Raw genomic sequence first — 22,595 nt, forward strand, 5'->3', positions numbered from 1 at the left:
CGTTCGGGTCAACCTCGTTCGGAGTACTTCTCCGTGAGGCGTTTGAACACTACGGGCGGCACCAGGTGCTCGATGTCGCCACCGAGCGCGGTGACCTCCTTGACCAGCGAACTCGACACGAAACCGTACGCCGGATTGTTGGCCATCAGCAGGGTTTCGAGCCCGGTCAGCTCGCGGTTCATCTGCGCCATCTGCAGTTCGTAGTCGAAGTCGCTGACCGAACGCAGCCCCTTCGCGACCGCGACGATGTCGTTCTCGCGGCAGTAGTCGACCAGGAGGCCCTGCCAGGAGTCGACGCGCACGTTCGGCAGCTTCGCGGTGATCTCGCGCAGCATGTCCATCCGCTCCTCGGTGGTGAACAGGCCTTTCTTGCTCTTGTTCACCCCCACCGCGACGACGACCTCGTCGAACAGCTTGGCCGCCCGCTCGATGATGTCGAGATGTCCATTGGTGGCCGGGTCGTAGGACCCGGGACAGACCGCACGCCGCATGGCGCGGACGCTACCAAGGCAGAGGGCCTGCTGCGCGTCCTGTGCGCTTTCTCGGTGCGGCGTCACACCTGATATTCGGCCCAGTAGAGCGCGGTGTCGCCGTAGCGCTTCGTCCGCGTCGGCTCGAAGCCCGGCGGCCAGTCCGGCTCGCCGTCCCGCGCGGCCCGCTCGATCACCAGCAGCGCCCCGTCGGTGATCCACCGGCCCGCCGCGAGCGCGGCCATGACCTCCCCCAGACGGGTGGAATCCACCGCGTAGGGCGGATCGGCGAGGACGATGTCGAACGTTTCCGGTGCCGGTGCGGCGACGACGGACTCGACGGCTCCAGCCCGGACCGCGCCGCCGAGCCCCAGCGCGGCGACGTTGCCCTTGAGCACTTCGACCGCGCGCCGGTCCGACTCGACGAACAGCGCGCCCGACGCGCCGCGGGACAACGCCTCAAGCCCGAGCGCGCCCGAACCGGCGTAAAGATCGAGGACCTGGGCTCCCCGCAGCTCGCCGGCGACCTCCAGCGCGTTGAACAACGCCTCGCGCACGCGTTCCGACGTGGGCCTCGTGCCTTTCGGCGGGACCTTCAGCCGCCTGCCGCCCGCGGTCCCCGCCACGATCCTGGTCATGGGAGCATCGTGCCTCAACGCCTTCCGCCGTGACGTTGGCCGGGACTTGGTGAAGCCACCGCCCAGCTCGCGTAGAGTCGTCCTTCGCCCTCGGAGGCGATAGAAGCGTTTAGGAGCGTTGCGTGTCCGAACCTCGGGTCAGACGGGCCGAGATCGCCATCGAGCAAGCCCATGTGGACACCGTCTACACCCGGCTCGCCGAACTGCGAGCCCAGGCTGAGGCCATGCGTACCAAGGGCTATGAGATCGGCCATGGCGCCGGGCGGGAAGCCATCTTCGAGCAGGCGTCGATGCTGTTCGAACGGGACATGATGGTGTACCACGCCAATCAGACCCTCCAGACCCTCGACGCTGAGTACGAGGGACTGGTGTTCGGCAGGCTCGACCACCTCGACAACGAGCACATCTACGTCGGCCGTCTCGGCATCCGCGACGCCGAGTTCGACAACCTCGTCACCGACTGGCGAGCGCCCGCGGCCGCGGCGTTCTACCAGGCGACGGCCGAGGAGCCGATGGACGTCGTCCGGCGCCGGGTGATCCGGTGCTCCGGCCAGAACGTGCTCGACGTCGACGACGACGTCCTGATCGCCGACGCGGTCCCCGAGAACATGCAGATCGTGGGCGAGGGCGCGCTGATGGCCGCGCTCGGCCGGTCGCGTGGCGAGAAGATGCGGGACATCGTCGCGACCATCCAGAAGGAGCAGGACGAGGTCATCCGCGCGCCGTGGCGCGGTGTCACGGAGATCACCGGCGGCCCAGGCACCGGTAAGACCGCGGTCGCGCTGCACCGCGCGGCGTACCTGCTCTACCGCCATCGCCGCCAGCTCGGCGGCGCGGGCGTGCTGGTGATCGGCCCGTCCGGGGTGTTCACCAGCTACATCTCGCGGGTGCTGCCGTCGATGGGTGAGACGAACGTCGAACTGCGCGCGCTCGGCGAGGTCCTCGACGGCCTCGAAGCGACCCGGCAGGACCCGGCTCCCCTGGCGGCGATCAAGGGATCGCTGCGGATGCGCAAGATCCTGCTGCGCGCGCTGCGGGACACGCCGGAAGAGGCGCCCGAGGACATGAAGATCGTCTACCGCGGCGAGGTGCTGCGGCTGAACGCGCGCGAACTCGACAAGGTACGCCGCAAGGTGCACACCGCGGGCGGACCGCCGAACCGGTCGCGGATCCGCGCCGCCGAACTGCTGCTCGACGCGCTCGCCGCGAAGGCCGAGCAGCACGCGAAGGACGACGGCCGTCAGATCGACAAGGCCGAGCTGATCACCGAGCTCGGCGAGCGCATCGAGTTCCACCGGTTCCTGGTGGTCTGGTGGCCGATCCTGTACCCGGCGCAGATCCTGCGGTGGCTCGGCACCGAGAAGCGGCTCGCCTCCGCGGCGAAGGGCCTGCTCAACCGCAACGAGATCAGCATGCTCGCGGCCGACTTCGCCGACCGCTCACGCGGCTGGACCATCGCGGACGTCGCCCTCCTCGACGAGCTGCGCGTCCTGATCGGCTCGCCGCCCAAGAGCCGCCGTGCCCGCCAGAACGTCGAGGTCAACCCGGAGCGCGGCGGCGCCCCGACCCGGCCCGAGCACTACGACGAGTACTCGCACGTGGTCGTCGACGAGTCGCAGGACCTCTCGCCGATGCAGTGGCGGATGGTCGGGCGGCGCGGCAAGTACGCGAGCTGGACCGTGGTCGGCGACCCGGTGCAGAGTTCGTGGCCGGATCCGGCCGAGGCCGCGATGGCGCGGGATCAGGCCTTCGGGCTCAAGACGACGCGACGCCGGTTCACCCTGCGCACCAACTACCGGAACTCGGCGGAGATCTTCGACCTGGCCGCGAAGGTCGTCGCAGGGCACGCCGAGGCCGACGAGCTTCCGCGCGCGGTGCGGCAGACCGGCATCACCCCGGAGGTCCGGCCCGTCGAGGCTTCCGGGCTGGAGGCGGCGACACAGGCCGCGGTGAAGGAACTGATGGGGACCGTCGAAGGCACCGTCGGCGTGATCACCGCCATGGACCGGGTTCCCGAGGTCGAGGGCTGGCTCGCCGAGCTTTCGGACGAGCGGCTCAAGGTCGTCGGCAGCCTCGACTCCAAGGGCCTCGAGTACGACGCCGTCGTACTGGTGGAGCCCAACGACCTCATCACGGAGTCGACCACCGGACGCCGGGTGCTGTACGTCGCGCTGACCCGCGCGACCCAGCAGCTGACCGTCCTGGCTTCCAACCCCGATTGGATCCCCGCGGCCTGACCCCCCGCAATTCGGCACCAGGTTGCGATGGTTCGCATTACCGACCATCGCAACCTGGTGCCGAATTGCGTGAGGGGCGGGCGCGAAAAAGCTGAAGGGCTCCTTCAGGACACTGGTGAATGCCCTGAAGGAGCCCTTCAGACCCCCGGTGAGTGAACGATGTGGGGACGCATCTCACGTCCAGGGGTATTTCTAGCGCCTCTTCGTTGTTCGGTGTCACGGCGTTTTCACCGAACAACAACGCCGAACAACGAATCGGCCGTGGTCACGGGCACGGAGGCCGGTAATCGAGCCCCGGCAGGTGTTGTTCCCACTCGCCTGCCGTGATCCGCGGGTACACGGTCGCGCAGATGCGTTCGGCGGCCCGTTCGGGGCTGGTCTCCCACAACCGCACGCTGCCGTCCGCGACCGAACCCGCGAGGGTGTGCCCATCGGGGGCGAACGCCACGGCGTTGACCCGGTCGACATCGTCGGTCAGGTTCGCCGACTCGCGGACCGATCCCGGATCGGAGACATCCCATAGTCGCACGGACCGGTCGTAGCTGCCGGTCGAGAAGGTCTTCCTGTCCCCGCTGAACGCGACCGAGATGACGTTGTCGGTGTGCCCCGCCAGCAGCGCGACCTCCCTGGGAGCCGCCGGGTCCGTCACGTCCCAAAGCCGGCCGGTGCGGTCGGCGCTGCCGGTGGCGGCGAGTTTGCCGTCCGGGCTGAAGGCCACGGAGAACACCGTGTCGGAGTGCCCCTTCAGTACCGAAAGCGGCTTCGGCGCCTTCGCCATGGAGACGTCCCACAACCGCGCGGTGTGGTCCCAGCCGCCGCTGAGCAGGGTGCGGCCGTCCGGGCTGAACGCGAGCGAATGGACGTCGTCCTCGTGCCCGGTGAGGGTCGCGAGCTCGACGGGTCGCCGGATGTCGGCCACGTCCCACAGCTTCACCGTGTGCCCCGAGCCCGCGGTCGCGAGCGTCCGCCCGTCCGGGCTGAACGCGACGGGGTCGATCTCCTCCTCCGGCCGGTAGAAGACGCCCGTGTCGACCGGCTGGCGCGGATCGGTGACGTCGATCAGCCGCATCGTGTGATCCCAGGAGCCGGCGGCGAGCGTCCGGCCGTCCGGGCTGAACGCGAGACCGCAGACACCTTGCCCGAAGCCCGTGACCTTGCTCAGCTCGCGCGGGTTCCGGGTGTCGGCTACGTCGACCAGGCGCACCGCCCCGTCCTGGCTGCCGGTGGCCAGCAGTTTCCCGTCGGAGCTGAACACCGCCCGGCAGGCCGACCTCGCCGGACCGCTGATCGCGGGCCCCGGCAGATCCCACAGCCGCACCGTCTGGTCGTCGCTCGCGGTCACCAGCGTGCGGCCGTCCGGGGAGAACACCGCCCAGACCACGGCCGCGGTGTGCCCGATGAGGGCCGGTTTCTCTCGTGGCTTCGCCGGATCGGTGACGTCCCACAGTCGCGCGGCGCGGTCGAAACCGGTCGTGGCCAGGGTCGTCCCGTCGGGGCTGAACGCCACGGAACGCACGATGGTCTTGTGCGCGGCCATCGTGCCCAGCGGCGACGGCGCCATCGGGTCGGCGACGTTCCACAGGCGCGCGGTCTGGTCGATGCTCGCGGTGGCCAGCGTCCGGCCGTCCGGGCTGAACACCGCGGAGTGGACACCGGCGGTGTGTCCGTTCACCACTCCGAGTGGCCTGGCCTTGAGCGGGTCGGCGACGTCCCACAGCCTCGCGGTCTTGTCGGCGCCGGTCGAGACGAGTGTCCGCCCGTCGGGGGCATAGGCGAGACCGTTGATGTTGCCGGTGTGCCCGGTGAGGGTGGCCACCGGCACCGGTTTCGCGAGATCCCGGACGTCGAACAGGCGCACCGTGCCGTCGCCGTCCGCGGTGGCGAGCACCGCCGCCTTCGGGCTGAACGCCACCGCGTTGACCCGGCTCGGATGCTCCCCGGCCACCACCCCCGGCCGGGGTTTCGCCGGATCGGCGACGTTCCACAGCCGCGCGGTCTTGTCCCAGCCCGCCGTCGCGACCGCGGCGCCGTCTGCGCTGAACGCCACCGAGTTGACGTTCGCGGTGTGACCGGACAGCGTGGCCAGTTCGGTCGGGCGGTGGGGGTCCTTGACGTCCCACAGCTTCGCGGTCTGGTCCCAGCTGCCGGTCACCATCACCTGACCGTCGCCGCGCAAGGCGGTCGCGTTGACCCGGTGTCCGTGCCCGCGGACACCGGTCGAGTACGGCGACTCGAACATCCCGAGCACGCTGCCGCGCGTGTCCACGCTCGGATCGACGCGGTACGCCGCCAGCGCGAGCTGCGCGGCCAGCGCCGGGTTCGTCGTCCGCATCTCGATGGCCTGCCCTGCGACCTTCTGCGCGAGCGCGCTGTTGCGCTGGCCGGTCGCGGTCTGCTCGGCCCGGACGGCGTACACCATCGCCGCCGTCGCCAGCACCAGCAGGACGGCCAGGAGCGCGACCAGCTGGCGCAGCCGCCGGGTGCGGCGCCGCGCGACGGTCTGCTCGTGGTTCTCGATCGCCTCGCTCGCCTCGAGGAACCGGCGTTCACGCTGGGACAGCGCGCTGTCGTGCTCCCCCGCCCACTCCCTGGCGATGGACAGCCGTGCGCCGCGGTAGAGCCAGCCGTCGTCACGGCCGACCGATTCCCACGCGTCGGTCGCCTCGGTGAGCTGGCGGTGCACGCGCAGCCCCTCACGATCCTCGGCGAGCCATTCACGCAGGCGCGGCCAGCCACGGATCAGCGCCTCGTGCGCGATCTCGATCCCGTTGTCGTCGAGGGTGACCAGCCGCGAAGACGCGAGCCTGTCCAACACGACGGCGACGTCCGGGTCGTCGGCGTCCACCTCGTCGCGGGTGATGCGGCGTTTGGTGTCCTCGGTGCCTTCGCCGAGCGCGGTCATCCGCAGGAAGATTTGGTTCGCCAGCCGCTGCTGGTGTTCGCTCAGCGCGGTGAAGGTGTGCTCGGAGGTCTGCGCGACCGACCGTTCGATCCCGCCGGTGGACTCGTAGCCGGTGAGGGTGAGGGTGTTGCCGTGGCGGCGGCGCCAGGTCTCCAGCAGCGCGTGCGAAAGCAACGGCAGCACGCCGGGCTGCCCGGTCGCGTCGGCGACGAGCCGCGAGACCAGCGCGTTCTCGACGCGGTACCCGGCGTCGATCGCCGGCCGCGAGATGGCCTGCCGCAGCTCCTCGGTGCTCATCGGGCCGACGAGGACCTGCGCGTCCTGCATGGCCTCGACCAGCTCGGGATGCCGCGCGCAGTGCGTGTAGAAGTCGGTGCGGATGCCGAGGACGACCCGGATCCGGCTCTCCGGCTCGGTCGTAGCGGTGACCAGCGCGGACAGGAAGGCCGCCCGCTCGTCGGCGTCCTGGCAGAGCGTGAAGACCTCTTCGAACTGGTCGACGACCAGCACGACGTCGCCCTCGCGGTCGGCGACCAGCCGACGGGCGGCGAGGCCGAGGTCGCGCGGATGCCCGGTGAACTCGGTGAGCGGCCCGCCGGACGCGGCGCCGAACTGGACTGCGCACTCGTGCAGCGGCCGTGAACCGGGGGTCATCAGCAAGGTCACGGAGGTCACTGAGGTCACCGAGGTCACTGCGAGCGCCGGGAGCAGACCCGCCCGGAGCAAGGACGACTTACCGGAACCGGAAGCCCCCAGAACCGCCAAGAATCGTTGACCCGAAAGCCTCGTGACGAGTTTTCCGACAAGTCGTTCGCGACCGAAGAATCGGCTCGCGTCATCCGGTCCGAATGCGGTCAGTCCGATATAAGGGGCCGGTTCCCCATTCAGTGGGGCAACCGGTGAATCATCGGCCCCGTCGCGTGTCCGCTCGGTCACGTCGTGCCATCGGGCCTGCCACTCCTCTTCGGAACCGTCGCACGCCCGGACGTAGGCCAACGTGACCGCCAAGCTGGGCATTTTCTTCCCGCCGGCGGCTTCGGAGAGAGTGCCCGCGGAGTAGTGGGCGCGCCTGCCCAACTCCCGATACGTCGGGTTCCCCGCCTTCTCCCGCAGGCGCCGGAGATCGGCGGCGAACCCCAGCAACGGATCGTCACCGGGGTCCAAAGGTCGCTCCGGACGCGGCACCCTCAATCCTTTCTTTTCAGTGGTTTTCCCACGGTCGCATTCGGGGGCAACCGTACCGTGGAAACGGGGATCCCCACCGAGTACCGGGCACGTCGCAGCGGTTGATTTCGATCGATTGACAGGTGCAGTGATGTCACGGGAAGGGATCGGTGGCCCGCCGCGTTGTACCAGGGCGTGACCTCTTTGCCTGACATCCCGCTGTCCGTGCTCGACCTCTCGCCCGTCGTGGCCGGGGGCGGTGTGGCCGATTCGCTGCGCAACACCCTCGACCTCGCCCGCCGGACCGAAGCCCTCGGCTACCACCGGTACTGGCTCGCCGAGCACCACAACATGCCCGGGATCGCGAGTTCCGCGACCGCCGTGATGATCGGCCAGGTCGCGGCCGCCACCGAACGCATCCGGGTCGGTTCCGGCGGGATCATGCTGCCGAACCACGCGCCGCTGGTGGTGGCCGAGCAGTTCGGCACGCTGGAGGCGTTCCACCCCGGCCGGATCGACCTCGGCATCGGGCGCGCCCCGGGCACCGACCAGCGGACCGCGCTGGCGCTGCGCGGCCCCGGCGGGCTCACCGCGGAGAACTTCCCGCAGCAGTTCGCCGAACTGCTGGCCTACTTCGAGCACTCCGACCAGCGCGCCGTCAACGCCGTGACCGCCGAAGGCAACAAGCCGCCGGTATGGCTGCTCGGGTCGAGCGGCTTCAGCGCGCGGATGGCGGGCGAACTGGGCCTGCCGTTCTCGTTCGCGCACCACTTCAGCGCCGAGAACACGCTTCCCGCCGTGGCGCTCTACCGCGATTCGTTCAAACCGTCGGACGTCCTCGACGAGCCGTACGTGATGCTCGGCGTCTCCGTGGTGGCCGCCGAAACCGACGAACGGGCCCAGTACCTGGCCGCCCCCAGCGGCCTCACGTTCCTCAGCCTGCGCAAAGGCCGCCCCATCCCGCTGCCGACGCCGGAAGAGGCCGCGGCCTACCCGTACACCGACATCGAGCGCGTGTTCATCGAGGACCGGGCTTCGAGCAGCGTCATCGGTTCACCCGAGACGGTCCACAAGGGACTCGAGACCTTGCTGGCCGACACGGGGGCGAACGAGCTGATGATCACGACCATGGTGCACGACCAGGCGGACCGGGTGCGGTCCTACGAACTGGTGGCCGAACTGGCTCGCTGACCGGACCAGGCGCGCTGCGAAGGCCTCCTTCCCTACCTTGAGAGTAGGGAAGGAGGCCTTCACGTACTTCAGGTGACCTAAGCGGCGGACCGTGGTGGGGCTCGTGAGTGGTAAGGACGGCTCTAACCGTCCTTACCACTCACGAGCCCACCACCACGACACGCCCCGTTTGCCTTACCGCCCTCAATAACCCCACTTGCCACTCACGACCCTCAGACATGTCCTGAAAGCCACAGGACACTCGACACCCGCTCCGGCCGCCGTTTCCGTGAAGGCCTCCTTGAGGGACCCTGGGTCCCTCAAGGAGGCCTTCACGGACAGCAGTCCAAGCGGGTCGCCGCCCCGGCCCGCAGCCACCCCCGCCCCGAACGGCCCATCGCGCCGCCGAACACGAAAGAACGGACAAGATCCCCGTCCGCCTTTGTCAGGAAAAGACAAGAATTCTCCGGTTACCAGGACGTGACGTCTTGATCACACCGAAGTTCTTGTCACCAGGCAGGCGCGTGATTAGCGTACCGACCAGTAGCAAACAGCACGGTAACACCCCGTTGATCCTATTCAACGATTCCGTTCCGCCATTCGGAGCAAAGGAATTGCGCAAGCTGGGGTGTATTCGCCGTGCCCGGAAAACGGGAGGGTCGGCGTGGGCGTGAAGACTGGCGCACCCTCATTCCCCGGCGCGGGTGCGATCCGGGAGACCGGCAGGCTCTACTCACTCGGTCTCGACGTCGTCCGCCTGACTTTCCGGCGGCCGTTCCAGGCGCGCGAGCTGATCCAGCAGTTCTGGTTCATCGCGAGTGTGTCGATCCTGCCGACGGCGCTGGTGGCGATCCCGTTCGGCGCGGTGATCGCGCTGCACATCGGCTCACTGACCGCGCAGATCGGCGCGCAGTCCTTCACCGGCGCGGCCAGTGTGCTGGCGATCATCCAGCAGGCCAGCCCGATCGTGACCGCGTTGCTGATCGCGGGCGCCGGCGGATCGGCGATGTGCGCGGACCTCGGATCCCGCACGATCCGCGAGGAGATCGACGCGATGGAGGTGCTCGGGGTCTCCCCCATCCAGCGCCTGATCGTGCCGCGCGTGCTCGCCGCGATGGGTGTCGCCGCATTCCTCAATGGAATGGTCAGCGTGGTCGGCGTCCTCGGCGGTTATTTCTTCAACGTCATCATGCAGAACGGGACACCGGGTGCGTATCTGGCCAGTTTCTCCGCTCTCGCGCAGCTTCCGGACCTCTGGATCAGCGAGATCAAAGCGGTCATCTTCGGTTTCGTCGCGGCGATCGTCGCCTCTTATCGCGGGCTCAATCCGAAAGGCGGCCCGAAAGGCGTCGGTGACGCGGTGAACCAATCAGTGGTGATCACGTTCCTGCTCCTGTTCCTGTTGAACCTCGTGCTGACGACGCTTTACCTGCAGCTCGTCCCGGCGAAGGGCAGCTGATGGTCACGTCGACACCCACCCGCGCGACGCGGGTCCGCGAAGCCGTGGACCGCCGGTTCGGGTTCCTGGACACGCTCGGCGACCAGATCCTCTTCTTCCTCAAGGCGCTCGCCTGGGTGCCGCGCGCGGTGCGCCGCTATCTCCGCGAGATCACCCGGCTGCTGGCCGAAGTCAGCTTCGGCAGCGGCGCGCTGGCGGTCATCGGCGGCACGATCGGCGTGATGATCGGGATGACCGTGTTCACCGGCACGGTCGTCGGGCTCCAGGGGTACTCGGCGCTCAACCAGGTCGGCACGTCGGCCTTCGCCGGGTTCGTCTCCGCGTACTTCAACACCCGCGAGATCGCGCCGCTCGTGGCCGGGCTGGCGTTGTCCGCCACCGTCGGCTGCGGCTTCACCGCGCAGCTCGGCGCGATGCGCATCTCCGAGGAGATCGACGCACTCGAAGTGATGGGCATCCCCAGCGTCCCGTACCTGGTGACCACCCGGATCATCGCGGGCTTCCTCGCGGTCATCCCGTTGTACGCGATCGGCCTGCTGACCTCGTATCTCGCGTCACGCCAGATCACCGTCTGGTTCTACGGCCAGTCCGCGGGCACCTACGACCACTACTTCCTGCTGTTCCTGCCGCCGGGCGACGTGCTGTGGTCGTTCGGCAAGGTGCTGGTGTTCAGCGTCGTGATCGTGCTCGCCCACTGCTACTACGGCTTCCGCGCGAGCGGCGGCCCGGCCGGCGTCGGGGTCGCCGTCGGCCGCGGGGTGCGGACCGCGATCGTGGCGGTCAGCGTGCTGGACTTCTTCCTCAGCCTCGCGATCTGGGGCGCGACCACGACGGTGCAGGTGGCCGGATGAGCCGGCGTGGGCTGCGCAAAGCCGGGGTCAGGACGGCCGGGGTGCTTTTCCTCGTGGTGATGTCCGCCCTCGTGCTGCTGTCGATCAAGATCTACCGGAAGGACTTCGTCACGTCGGTCCCGGTGACGCTGCAGGCGGACCGGGTCGGCAACCAGTTGCGCGCGGGCGGGCAGGTCAAGGCGCGCGGCGTGGTGGTCGGTGAGATCCGTGACGTCCGGGCGACGCCGGGAGGCGCGGAGATCGACCTGGCCATGGAGCCCGGCAAGGTCTCCCGGCTGCCGAAGAACGTGTCCGCGCTCCTCGTGCCGAAGACGCTGTTCGGCGAGCGATACGTACAACTGTCCATTCCGGACGGATCGGCGGCGGGGCCGCTGGCTTCGGGCGACGTGATCACCCAGGACCGTTCGGCCAACGCGATCGAACTGGAGCGGGTCTTCGACAATCTCCTGCCGCTGCTCAAGGCGGTGCAACCGCAGAAGCTGGCGACCACGCTGACCACGGTCGCGACCGCGCTGGAAGGCCGCGGCGACCAGATCGGCGACACGCTCGCCACCGCGGCCGCCTACCTCCAGAAGTTCAACCCGAACCTCCCGGAACTGAACGACAACATCCGTGATCTGGCCACGGTTTCGAAGCTGTACGGAGACATCGCGCCGGATCTGCTCGACGCGCTGAGCGCCTCGGCCGTCACCCTCGACACGGTCAAGGAGAAACGCGCCGAACTGGCGACGGTGTACCAGCAGGTGACGTCGTCCTCCCAGCAGGTGACGACCTTCCTCGCCAACAACCGCGCCAACATCATCGCGCTCGCCGCCGACAGCCGGGCACCACTCGAAGTCGCCGCGAAGTACTCGCCGAGTTTCGCCTGCACGATCGACGCGCTGGCCAAGCTGAAGCCGCAGATGGACAAGGTGCTGGGCAAGGGCACCGACGAACCCGGCCTGCACGCCGAGATCGTCGTGACCCAGCCCCGTGGCAAATACGTGCCCGGCAAGGACGACCCGGTCTACAACGCCACCGGTGAACCGCGCTGCTATCCGTCGAACGGCCTGATGAGCCAAGGGATCGCCGCGACCGGCAAGGAGACCGCCGCGCTGCCGGGCGTACAGGGCGACCTCGGCCTGGCGAACTCGCCGCAGGAACGGGAACTGATCTCCACGCTGGTCGCGCCGTCCATCGGCGTTCCGGCCGGTCAGGTCCCCGCCTGGGGCAGTGTGCTCGTCGGCCCGCTCTACCGGGGCACGGAGGTGACCGTGCGATGAGGAACTTCGTGAGCCCGCTGATCAAGGGGCTGATCTTCGTCGTCGTCACGACGCTGGCCACGGTGCTGCTGGCGGTGTCCATCACGAACACCGGCCTCGGCGACACCAAGACCTACAGCGCCAAATTCCTCGACGCGACGTCGCTGAACGTCGGCGACGACGTCCGGATCTCCGGGGTTCGGGTCGGCCAGATCGAGGAACTCGAAATCGCCGACCACAGCCTGGCCCGCGTCAGGTTCTCCCTCGACTCCCAGCGCAGCCTGCCCGCCGACGTGAACGCGGTGATCAAGTACCGCAACATGGTCGGCCAGCGCTACATCGCACTCGAACGCGGCAAGGGCACCCGGGAACTCCTGGAGCCCGGCGCGGAGATCCCGCTGGAGCGCACCACTCCCGCGCTGGATCTCACGGAACTGTTCAACGGCTTCAAACCGCTGTTCCAGGCGCTGTCCCCCAAGGACGTCAACCAGCTCTCCGGCGAGATCGTCCAGGTGCTCCAGGGCGAAGGCGGCACGGTGGAAAGCCTGCTGGCACACACCGGTTCGCTGACCACCACGCTCGCCGGCCGCGACAAGGTGATCGGCGATGTCATCACGAACCTGGACACGGTGCTGAAGAGCATCAACGGCAAGGGCGACGCACTGTCCACTTTGGTCTCCACACTGAAGGAGCTCGTGGCGGGCCTCGCCGGCGACCGCACCGAGATCGGGGAGGCCGTTTCCGGGCTCGCGGACCTCACCACCGCCACGGCCGGGCTGCTCGAACAGGGCAGGAAGCCGCTCAAGGACAGCATCGAAGGCCTCGGCCTGCTCTCCGGCCAGCTGACTACCGACACGGCCAAGCCCCAGGTCGAACAGTTCCTCACCGTGCTTCCCGGGAAGTTGAACGACCTGGGGCGCATCAGCTCGTACGGATCGTGGATGAACTTCTATCTGTGCTCGGCCGTCCTCCAGACCAAGCCTCCCCGCGGGGTCCCGGCGACGGCGGAGAGGTGCGCGTCGTGAAACCCTTCAAGGAGCGGAACCCGATCGTCATCGGTCTCGTCGGCAGTGCCGTCGCGGCCGCGCTGCTGACCGCGACGCTCAACTACGAGGAGCTCCCGATCATCGGCTCGGGAACCACCTACCAGGCCGAATTCTCCGAAGCGGCCGGGCTGCAGGAGGACGACGAAGTCCGCATCGCCGGGATCAAGGTCGGCGAGGTGAGCGACGTCCGGCTCGCCGAAGACCACGTGGTGGTGAGCTTCCGGGTCAAGGACGCCTGGGTCGGCGACAAGACCGCCGCCGAGATCAAGATCAAGACCCTGCTGGGCCGGAAGTTCCTCGCCCTGCGCCCGACCGGCGAGACGGTGCAGAACCCGAAGCAGATCATCCCGCGCACCAGGACCGTGACGCCCTACGACGTCACCGAGGCGTTCAACGGGCTGGCCGACACCGCGGGCGCGATCGACACCGGCCGGCTCGCGGAGAGTTTCACCACGCTCAGCGACACGTTCAAGAACTCGCCCGAGCACATCAAGAAGGCGCTCGACGGGCTGACGTCGCTGTCGAAGACCGTGTCCTCCAGGGACAGTGAACTCGCCAGCCTGCTCTCCAACGCGCACGGCCTCACCACGACGCTCGCGAACTCGAACGACGACTTCGCCAAGCTCCTCTCGGACGGCAACCTGCTGCTGACCGAACTGGACAACCGGCGACAGGCGATCCACGACCTGCTGACCGGCTCGCAGGACCTCGCCACTCAGCTTTCGGGTCTGGTGAAGGACAACAAGGACCAGCTCGGCGGAGCGCTCAGGCAGCTCGGAGAGGTGACGGACATCCTGCAGCGGCAGAACGACAATCTCGCCAAGAGCCTCGACCTCGCCGCGCCGTACTTCCGCGTGGTGAACAACTCGCTCGGCAACGGGCGCTGGGTGGACGGCTACCTGTGCGGGCTCATTCCGGAGAACCGGGACCCCTGCACCCCGCGGATCCCGGGAGGTGGCCGGTGATCAGCAGGTTCGTCACTCTCGCGCTCGTGCTCGCGCTGGCCGTCGTCGGTGGCCTCTGGTGGATCTTCTCCGGCAGCGGGCTCGACCGCGTCACCGTGTACTTCTCACGCGCGGTCGGTGTCTACAGTGGATCGGACGTGCGCGTGCTCGGCGTCCGGGTCGGCCAGGTGGAATCGGTGGCCCCGGAGGGGGAACGGGTCAAGGTCGTCCTGACCGTCGACGGGTCGACGCCCATCGCGGCCGACACCAACGTCCTGGTCGTGGCGCCCAGCGTGGTCGCCGACCGGTACGTCCAGTTCACCAAGCTCACCCGCACCGGGAACCGGCTGGACGACGGCGCGGTGATCCCGGTCGAGCGCACCGGCACGCCGGTGGAACTCGACCAGCTCTACTCCAGCCTCGACACCCTCGCCAAGGCGCTCGGCCCCCAGGGGGCGAACGCCGACGGCGCGCTTTCGGAGCTGCTGCGCACCGGCGCGAAGAACCTGCAGGGCAACGGCAAGCCGTTCAACGAGTCGGTGCGCAACTTCGCCGACCTCGCCAGGACCTTGTCCGGGAACTCGCAGAACCTGTTCGCCACCGTCGACGAACTGCAGCGGTTCACCTCGATGCTGGCGACCAACGACCGGAACGTCAGCGAGGTCAACAAGCAGCTCGCCTCGGTGACCGGCACGCTGGCGCGGAACAAGGACGAACTCGCCCGCGCGCTCAACGGGCTCGGCGGCGCGCTCGCGGAGATCCAGCAGTTCATCAAGGACAACCGCGCGCTGATCAAGTCCAATGTGGACAAGCTCGCGGTGACCACCGGGACGCTCGTCGACAAACGCGCCGCGCTGGCCGAAACCCTCGACACGATCCCGCTGGCGGTGACGAACGTGCTCGAAGCCGTCGATCCGAAGACCGGCAAACTGCAGAGCCGCGGCAACATGCTCGAATACGCCCCGCTCCCGCTGCCCGTCGCCGGCGACACCTACACCGGGGGGCGCTGATGGCCACGAAACGGGCGATCGCCGCACTCGCCGCGTGCTGTGTCGCGCTCACCGCCTGTTCGTCGGATTTCAAGGGCGTCTACGACCTGCCGCTGCCCGGCGGCGCGGACATCGGCGACCATCCGTACCGGGTGACCGTGCAATTCGCCGACGTGCTCGACCTGGTGCCGCAGGCCGCGGTGAAGGTCGGTGACGTCCCGGTCGGCCGGGTGGAGACGATCAAGCTCGGCGAGGACGGCTGGACGGCCGAGACCGTCCTGGCGGTCAACGGCGACGTCCACCTGCCCGCCAACGCCATCGCCCGGCTGCGGCAGTCCAGCCTGCTCGGCGAGAAGTTCATCGAACTCGCCCCGAGCGCGGCGACGGCCGAGGGCAGGCTGGGCGACGGCGCGGTGATCCCCGTCGCGAGCACGAACCGCAACCCGGAGTTCGAGGAGATCTTCGGCGCGCTGTCCCTGCTGCTCAACGGCGGCGGGATCGGCCAGCTCCAGACCATCAACCGCGAGCTGTCGAAGGTGATGGACGGCAACGAGGAGGAGATCCGCTCCTTCCTGTCCACCGTGGAGCAGCTGGTGTCCAACCTGGACTCCCATCGCTCCGACATCACCTCGGCGCTCGACGGGCTCAACCAGCTCTCGGCCACACTGGCGAACCGGAAGAAGCAGGTCGAAGGCGCCCTCACCGACCTCACCCCCGGCCTCCAGAGCCTCTCCGATCAGCGCACCCAGCTCGTCTCGATGCTGCAAGCGCTGGACCGGCTCTCCGGGGTCGGCGTCGACGTGATCAAGAAGAGCCGGGCCGATCTCGTCGCGGACCTCACCGCGCTCGCGCCGATCCTCAAACGGCTGGCCGACGCCGGCGAGAGCCTGCCCGAGTCGCTGGAGATCCTGCCGACGTTCCCGTTCACCGACGCCGTCCGCGACGGGATCAAGGGCGACTACCTGAACGTCTACGCCTCGATGATCCCCGCACCGGGCGTCGAACTCCCTCCCCCGGGCGAAGGGGTCCCGCCGGGACTCCCGACCTTGCCGCTGCCGTCCTCCGGAGGTAGCTGATGCTCACCACCCGTGTCCGGATCCAGGTGCTCGCGTTCGTCATCCTCGCGCTGGCGACGACGGCGTTCGTCGGGGCGAACTACGCGGGGCTCGACCGGCTCTTCGGGGCGAGCGGGTACACCGTGAAGCTCGCGCTGACCGACGGCGGAGGCCTGTTCACCAACGGCGAGGTGACGTACCGAGGCGTCGCCGTCGGCCGGGTCGGCGAACTGCGGCTCACCGACGGCGGCATGGAGGCGGATCTGCTGATCGACGACGACGCGCCTCCGATCCCCGCGAATTCGCGGGCTGTCGTGGCGAACCGGTCCGCGGTCGGCGAGCAGTTCGTCGACCTGCAGCCACGGACCGGGGACGGGCCGTTCCTCGCCGAAGGTTCGGTCATCCCGCGCGAGGCGACGAGTGTCCCGCTGCCGGTGCAGCATCTGCTGACCGACCTGGACTCGCTGACCGCTTCCGTGCCGACCGAGGATCTGCGGACCGTGGTCGACGAACTCGACAACGCCCTGCGTGGTTCCGGCGCGAACCTGCAGGTGCTGCTGGACTCCACCACCGACTTCACCAAAGAGGCCGCGAACCATCTGCCGCAGACGGAGAAACTGATCACCGACGGCTCGACCGTGCTGAAGACCCAGGTCGACTCGTCGCTGGCTTGGCGGCGGTTCAGCGGCAACGCCAAGCAGTTCGCCGAGCAGCTGTCCCGTTCGGACGGTGACCTGCGACGGCTGATCGCGACCGCGCCCGAAGCCGCGACCCAGCTCTCCGGGCTGGTGCGGGACAACGAGCCGGGCCTGCCGATCCTGCTGGCGAACCTGCTCACCACGTCGCACGTGTTCTCCGCGCGCACCGACGGCCTCCGCCAGCTGCTGATCAACACCCCGAAGGCGGTGTCCGCGGTCGACGCGGCCGTCGACGATCAGTCCGGGAAGATCGGGCTGGTCCTGACCTTCTTCGACCCGATGCCGTGCACCAAGGGCTACGAGGGCACGAAGATCCGCAGCAGCGCGGAACTCTCGCCGCTGCCGTTCGACACCGGTGCCGCGTGCACGCTCGAAAGGGGCAACCCGAGTTCGGTCCGCGGCTCGCAGAACGCGCCGAAGGGCGGCGTCCCGCCCGCCGCGATCCCCGGCGGCTTCGGCGCCGACGGCCAGCCGACGTCCACCAGCCTCGAGGAGATGTTGTGGCTGCGCAACTGAAGATCGCGATCGCCGTGTTCGCCGCGGCCTGCGCGTTCGCGGGATGGGCCGGGTACACCTGGTTCACCGCGACGGGTTCCGAGGCCGTGGCCTACGGGAACTCGCGCGACGAAGCGCTGAAGACCGGGCGCGAACTCGTCGCCCGGCTGACCAGCCTCGACCATCACCGCGTCGACCAGGGCATCGCCGACTGGCTCGCCGCGTCGACCGGTCCGCTGCGCGATCAGCTCGGCAAGACCGACGACGCGACGAAGCAGACGCTCACCAAGGACGCGACGGTCTCGACGGGCAAGGTGCTCGACGCGGCGATCAGCGAACTGGACGACCACGCGGGAACGGCCAAGATGCTGGCTTCGGTGGAGATCACGATGGCGAAGGAAGGCGCGGCGCCGACGACGAAACGCAACCGGTTCGCCGCGGGGCTGACCAGGACGGACGAGGGCTGGAAGCTCAGCGCTCTCGACCAGCTCCCGGTGGGTGCGCGATGACCGCCACGGCCGACACCGATGCCGAGACCGAGCCCGAGGCCACGGCCGAAGAGACCACCGAAGAGACCTCCGAACAGCCGTCCCGGCGGCCGAAGCTGTCGCTGATCCTGCTGGTCACGGCTGCCGTGCTGGTGGCGGCGGGCGTGTGGTTCACGCTGGAGGCGAGGGCCATCTCGGCGACGCCGTCGGCGGCCAACACAGCGCTCACCGACGTGGGAGCGACCGCCGAGGTGAACTCCGCGGTGACGGTGGCGCTCAACAAGGTCTTCTCCTATTCCTACGACCGGACCGACGTCACCGAAAAGGCCGCGGCTTCGGTGCTCAGAGGCAAGGCTCTGGAGTCGTACAACCAGTTGTTCGCCCAAGTCAGGGAAAAAGCCCCGGCGCAGAAACTCGTCCTCACCACCCGCGTCTCCTCGTCCGCCGTGCAGGAGCTCGTGGGCGGTAAAGCGAGGCTGCTGGTATTCCTCGATCAAGCGGCGACTCGGGCCGACAACAATTCTTCGACGACGGCGGCCGCGCAGCTTTCGGTCACCGCGGAACGCGAAGGCGACAACTGGGTCATCACCGACCTTGCCCCCCGGTGACAAACAGTCTTTCCACTATTCAGTCCGCTTTGTAAAGCAGGAGAGAAAACGAGGAGAAACCCATGTTTGGTCGAACGCGCCCGAAAACCGCCCGTCGCCGTCTCGGCACGGTCGTCGCGCTCACCTCCGCGATCGCCGTGGCGGGCAGCCTCGCCGCGACCCCCGCCCTCGCGGACGATCCGGTCGAGATCCCGGTGTCCTACACCGTCACCGGGAAGACCACGGTGAAGAAGACCGGCGGCACCCTCGATCTCGGCCCCGGCCAGCTCGACGGCGCACTGGTCATCGACGGCGACAACGTCGGCATCCGCGGCGATCTGGCCCTGCCTCCCTCGACGGCGAACATCTCGCTGGTCTCGGGTGTCTTCAAGATCAAGGCCCGCGTGCGGATCGAGCCGACCGGCCCGGTCACCGGCACGCTGGCCAACGGCGACCTGACCACCCACTCGCAGGCCAACATGCTGATCGACAACATCGTGGTCGGCCTGTTCTGGCCGGTCATCCCACTCCCCACGGTGCCGAACGCCTGCAAGACGGTCAAACCGCTCGACCTGACCCTGGTGTCGAAGAACGTCGACCTGTTCGCCGAGACGATCCCGTCTTCGGGGACGTTCACCATCCCGGAGTTCAAGGACTGCTTCATCAACGACCTCGCGCTGGGCGCGTTGATCTCGGGGCCGGACAACACGATCAACCTGAGCATGAAGTCCAACCTGTCGTAAACCTCGTGAGTGGTAAGGACGGTTAGAACCGTCCTTACCACTCACGAGACCGACTTCGCAGACTCAGCAGAAGTACGGCGCCGTCGGGTCCACCAGCGCGACCCCGGTGCTGTCACCCGCGGAAACGGCATAGACCGGAGTGCACACGCCGGAGAACTTCCAGAAGTCCGTCGGCGGTTCCGTGCTGGTGTCCCGGCTTTCCTGCTTCACGTTGCTGCCCCAGGCGAAGACACTCCCGTCGGACTTCAGCGCGACGTTGTGGTTGAAACCCGCGTCGATGGCGACCACGTCGGACTGCGCCTCCGGCGGAACCGTGGCCTGGCCGTAGAAGTTGTCGCCCCAGGCGATGACGCCGCCGTTCTTCAGCGCGATGCTGTGCCGGAAGCCCGCCGAGATCGCCGACACCCCGGACGTGGCCGCCGCGGGCACGGTGATCTGACCTTTCCCGTTGCTGCCCCAGGCGACGACGCCGCCGTTCTTGAGCGCGAGCCCGTGGTCGCCCCCCGCCGAGATCGCGGTGACACCGGACGAAACCGTTGTGGGCACGACGGTCCGCGATCCCCAGCTCAGCACGCTGCCGTTCGACTTGAGCGCCAGGTTGAAATACGCGCTGGTGGAGATCGCGGTGACCCCCGACGCCGCGGCCGCCGGTACCACGTTCTGACCGTAGAAACCGTTGCCCCAGGCGATGACGCCACCGTTCTTCAGCGCGAGTTCGTGCGCCCAGCCGGCGGCGATCGCCGAAACCCCGGACGTGGCCGCGGGCGGAACGGTCAATTGGCCGTAACTGTCGTTCCCCCAGGCGATCACGCCGCCGTCCTTGAGTGCGAGGTGGGTGATCGCGCCCGCGGAGACCGCGCTGGCACCGAGCGCCGAGGCCGGTATGGTCCCCTGCCCGTAGTCGTTGCTCCCCCATGGCCGCGCTTCGCCGGTCGGCGCGGCACCTGCCGTACCGGAAAGGGAAACCGTTGCGATCATTACGGTAATCGCGACGCTCGCTACGCGCCGTGATGCCGATCGTCGATTCTCTGAAGGCATGCGCGGAATGTTAACCCGGTTCCGCCGATCGGCTGCTTCTTTGTCATCCACGGACAAACTTCATAATCGCATTCAGCGCGCGTTGACAAGAAAGAACGGGCTCCTCACCCACTCCGAAACATGTCGACATGAATCCTTGTTACGTACATAACTCGCGGGTAACCTCGGTTTACCCCACCACCGAGAAAGTCGCTCGAGTCGAGCATATTTGATCAGAAAAATCCGCCGAAAGGCGCATGGGGAAAGCCGCCCGAGACGTAAACTGGATCAAAGGAGATGACAGGTATGTCCCGCAGACTTGGCAAGTTGTCAGCCGGCGTCGCCACCACCGGCATCGTGTTCGGCGCCGTCGCCGTGCTCACCGCCGGCACGGCCGCCGCCGCGACCACCTACGCCACCGGCACCGTCGCCTACATGTGCAACTTCCCCGGCATCGGCCAGCAGCAGCTGGACGTGAAGGCCAGCTTCGTCGGGCCGGACTCGGTCGCCTCCGGCGCCACCGCCACTCCGTCGAGTGTCGGCGGCACGGCGACGATCAACGCGACCATCAACGCGCTGCTCAACGCCGCCAACTACGACGGTGTCCGCGGCAAGGCCAACATGCCGATCACCGCCACCAACGCCACCCCGACGTCGGCGACGGTGTCCAACCTGGACGTTCCGACCCAGATCAACCCGTACGTGCCCGGCCCCCGGACCTTCAACATCGTCCAGGACGCCGGCACCAGCGTTCCGACGCTGACCGCGGGCGCTCCCGGTTCGGGCGTGATCTCCCTCGGCACCACGATCAACGCGCCGCTGGACTTCCACAAGAAAGACGGTTCCTGGACCACCTGGAACTTCAACTGCACCGTGAAGAACACCAACCCGGCGCAGAACCGCGCGTTCAGCCCGGCGATCCCGATCACCTGATGAACCCTCCGTGCGGGGCGGGGACGCCCGTCCCGCACGGTCTCCACCGGACATCGCACGAGAGGAACACCCATGACGCAGCAGGTTCGCCGGGCACTCGGGAGGTTTCCCGTTCTGGCGGGCGTCATCCTGCTCGCGGGGGTGAGCGGTGCACTGTCCTCTTCGGCCGCGACCGATCCGGCCACACCACCGCCGGCGCCGTCGCAGGGCGCCACGGCCGCACACCTGAGTCTCGTGAACACCTGCGTCTTCCCGGACCCTGCCGGGGAAAGGCAGGTCACGATGGACGTCCAGGCAACGCTGCCGAAGGTCGTCCAAACCGGAAAACCGGTGCAGTTGAAGGACTTCTCGCTGACTTTCACGATCAGCGAGGGATCACTCGGATCCGTGGCCGAGGTCGCGGGTGGCGCGACCGTCGAGCTCACGGCCGCGAACGGGGACAAGAAGACCCCGATACCGGTGTCCCTGACGATCCCCGCGACCAAGGTGCCCGCCACCGGCGAACTGAAGCTGGTGGCGACGGGCAAGGTCTCCGACATCCAGTTGAACGTGCCGTCCGAACTGCGGCTGAGCACCGGCGCGCCGTCACTGGCGCTGACCGCCGCCGAAACACCGCTCAAGCCGATCACCTGCACCCAGGCGCCGGACCAGGCCACGCTGCTCGGCAGTGTCGCGTTGCTGCCACTCGGGAAGCCGAAGCCGCAGTCCGGCAAGCCGGGCGAACAGAAGAAGCCCGGGGCCGACGCGCGGGCGGCGGACGACGTCCACGCCAGCGGCCTGTACCCCATCGCGCTGCAGCCGTTCGAGCTGCAGGGCACGTCGTCGATCAGCAAGCTCGGCGCGTTCGCCCGGTTGAAGCCCGCGTTCATGGTCAACGCGGTGTGGCACGTCGACCTGGAGAACACGGAAGGTCCCGGCAAGATCACCGGCTCCGTCATCATGCCGCCGAGCACGATGACCTTCCTCGGTTTCGGCTTCGTCCCGATCACCGCGACCATGGAACTGCTGCCCGAGGACCACGCGACCGGCAACCACATCATCGACGTCGACGGCGTGTCGATCCCGGAACCGGAGGGCAGCTCGACCGTCCTCACCCCGCTCAAGGTCTACGGGAAACTGAGCGGGGTCACGATCAACGGGGTCGGCCTGGACGTCGGCGACCACTGCCTCACCGCCGAGCCGATCAAGATCAATCTCCGCGGGGAGAAGTATGGGATGTTCACCGGCGGCGTCGTGCGCACCGATCCGAAGTGGGCGGACCCCGCGTACCGGGACTTCACCCTGCCCGCGTTCTCCGGCTGCGGCGTGAAGGAGGATCTCGACTCGCTGTTGAGCGGAATGGCGTCGGGGCCGGGCAACCAGGCGTGCGTCGGGGTCAACCAGGTCGGGCTGCCCTGGGACCCGGAACGTAAATGTCCCAACGTGGATCCGCCGGTGGCGCGCCGCTGACGACGGTCAGGAAAGGGTC

19 protein-coding genes are annotated in these 22,595 nt (G+C 68.3%); 15 read left to right on the top strand and 4 right to left on the bottom strand.

Features of this window, described 5'->3' with window-relative positions:
- Window positions 1-8: 8 nt before the first annotated feature.
- Together coaD and rsmD are read right to left on the bottom strand one after the other, a co-directional pair.
- Window positions 9-491 (bottom strand): pantetheine-phosphate adenylyltransferase, encoded by a 483-nt coding sequence (coaD, locus tag H074_RS17770; RefSeq protein ID WP_007031422.1) that lies wholly within the window; start codon window positions 489-491, stop codon window positions 9-11.
- Window positions 492-553: 62 nt separating this feature from the next.
- Window positions 554-1,108 (bottom strand): 16S rRNA (guanine(966)-N(2))-methyltransferase RsmD, encoded by a 555-nt coding sequence (gene rsmD / locus H074_RS17775; RefSeq protein ID WP_007031423.1) that lies wholly within the window; start codon window positions 1,106-1,108, stop codon window positions 554-556.
- A gap of 122 nt (window positions 1,109-1,230) precedes the next feature.
- On the opposite strand from rsmD, the gene H074_RS17780 reads away from it, so the two are divergent.
- Complete coding sequence (locus H074_RS17780) at window positions 1,231-3,345, top strand: HelD family protein (RefSeq protein WP_007031424.1); 2,115 nt, start codon at window positions 1,231-1,233, stop codon at window positions 3,343-3,345.
- Between the two features lie 265 nt (window positions 3,346-3,610).
- Here the strand turns inward: H074_RS17780 and H074_RS17785 are convergent, their stop codons facing one another.
- Complete coding sequence (locus H074_RS17785) at window positions 3,611-7,432, bottom strand: nSTAND1 domain-containing NTPase (protein ID WP_476692303.1); 3,822 nt, start codon at window positions 7,430-7,432, stop codon at window positions 3,611-3,613.
- A gap of 174 nt (window positions 7,433-7,606) precedes the next feature.
- Between H074_RS17785 and H074_RS17790 the strand changes: the two genes are divergently transcribed.
- The 12 genes from H074_RS17790 (at window position 7,607) to H074_RS17845 (ending at window position 19,177) form a co-directional block, all read left to right on the top strand.
- A complete protein-coding gene (locus H074_RS17790; RefSeq protein WP_200865788.1) occupies window positions 7,607-8,602 on the top strand; it encodes an LLM class flavin-dependent oxidoreductase in 996 nt (331 codons plus the stop codon).
- Window positions 8,603-9,245: 643 nt separating this feature from the next.
- Window positions 9,246-10,040, top strand: a complete 795-nt coding sequence (locus tag H074_RS17795) for an MlaE family ABC transporter permease (protein ID WP_039922721.1) — start codon at window positions 9,246-9,248, stop codon at window positions 10,038-10,040.
- Entirely contained in the window at window positions 10,040-10,891 is an 852-nt protein-coding gene (locus H074_RS17800; protein WP_007031428.1) for an MlaE family ABC transporter permease, read from the top strand. Before H074_RS17795 ends, H074_RS17800 begins: the two co-directional genes overlap by 1 nt.
- The gene (locus H074_RS17805; RefSeq protein ID WP_039922723.1) at window positions 10,888-12,153 is read left to right on the top strand and encodes an MCE family protein; all 1,266 of its coding nucleotides are present in this window, start codon (window positions 10,888-10,890) and stop codon (window positions 12,151-12,153) included. The genes H074_RS17800 and H074_RS17805 overlap by 4 nt, the downstream gene beginning before the upstream one ends.
- A complete protein-coding gene (locus H074_RS17810; RefSeq protein ID WP_007031430.1) occupies window positions 12,150-13,157 on the top strand; it encodes an MCE family protein in 1,008 nt (335 codons plus the stop codon). The genes H074_RS17805 and H074_RS17810 overlap by 4 nt, the downstream gene beginning before the upstream one ends.
- A complete protein-coding gene (locus H074_RS17815) occupies window positions 13,154-14,143 on the top strand; it encodes an MCE family protein (RefSeq protein WP_039922822.1) in 990 nt (329 codons plus the stop codon). The genes H074_RS17810 and H074_RS17815 overlap by 4 nt, the downstream gene beginning before the upstream one ends.
- A complete protein-coding gene (locus tag H074_RS17820; RefSeq protein ID WP_007031432.1) occupies window positions 14,140-15,132 on the top strand; it encodes an MCE family protein in 993 nt (330 codons plus the stop codon). Before H074_RS17815 ends, H074_RS17820 begins: the two co-directional genes overlap by 4 nt.
- Entirely contained in the window at window positions 15,132-16,187 is a 1,056-nt protein-coding gene (locus H074_RS17825; protein WP_007031433.1) for an MCE family protein, read from the top strand. Before H074_RS17820 ends, H074_RS17825 begins: the two co-directional genes overlap by 1 nt.
- Window positions 16,187-17,380: an MCE family protein gene (locus tag H074_RS17830; RefSeq protein WP_007031434.1), complete on the top strand. Its 1,194-nt coding sequence runs from the start codon at window positions 16,187-16,189 to the stop codon at window positions 17,378-17,380. The genes H074_RS17825 and H074_RS17830 overlap by 1 nt, the downstream gene beginning before the upstream one ends.
- Window positions 17,365-17,868, top strand: coding sequence for a hypothetical protein (locus H074_RS17835; protein WP_007031435.1), 504 nt, complete (start codon window positions 17,365-17,367; stop codon window positions 17,866-17,868). Before H074_RS17830 ends, H074_RS17835 begins: the two co-directional genes overlap by 16 nt.
- Window positions 17,865-18,455: a hypothetical protein gene (locus H074_RS17840; RefSeq protein ID WP_007031436.1), complete on the top strand. Its 591-nt coding sequence runs from the start codon at window positions 17,865-17,867 to the stop codon at window positions 18,453-18,455. The genes H074_RS17835 and H074_RS17840 overlap by 4 nt, the downstream gene beginning before the upstream one ends.
- Before the next feature lie 62 nt (window positions 18,456-18,517).
- Window positions 18,518-19,177, top strand: coding sequence for a hypothetical protein (locus H074_RS17845; protein ID WP_007031437.1), 660 nt, complete (start codon window positions 18,518-18,520; stop codon window positions 19,175-19,177).
- A gap of 63 nt (window positions 19,178-19,240) precedes the next feature.
- On the opposite strand, the gene H074_RS17850 is transcribed toward H074_RS17845, so the two are convergent.
- Window positions 19,241-20,155: an RCC1 domain-containing protein gene (locus tag H074_RS17850; RefSeq protein WP_007031438.1), complete on the bottom strand. Its 915-nt coding sequence runs from the start codon at window positions 20,153-20,155 to the stop codon at window positions 19,241-19,243.
- 345 nt (window positions 20,156-20,500) lie between these two features.
- On the opposite strand from H074_RS17850, the gene H074_RS17855 reads away from it, so the two are divergent.
- Together H074_RS17855 and H074_RS17860 are read left to right on the top strand one after the other, a co-directional pair.
- Window positions 20,501-21,127 (top strand): DUF6801 domain-containing protein, encoded by a 627-nt coding sequence (locus H074_RS17855; protein WP_007031439.1) that lies wholly within the window; start codon window positions 20,501-20,503, stop codon window positions 21,125-21,127.
- Between the two features lie 72 nt (window positions 21,128-21,199).
- Window positions 21,200-22,576: a DUF6801 domain-containing protein gene (locus H074_RS17860; protein ID WP_007031440.1), complete on the top strand. Its 1,377-nt coding sequence runs from the start codon at window positions 21,200-21,202 to the stop codon at window positions 22,574-22,576.
- The last annotated feature ends 19 nt before the right edge of the window (window positions 22,577-22,595 follow it).

Origin of the sequence: Amycolatopsis decaplanina DSM 44594 (assembly GCF_000342005.1) — a bacterium.
GTDB classification, from domain to species: Bacteria; Actinomycetota; Actinomycetes; order Mycobacteriales; family Pseudonocardiaceae; genus Amycolatopsis; species Amycolatopsis decaplanina.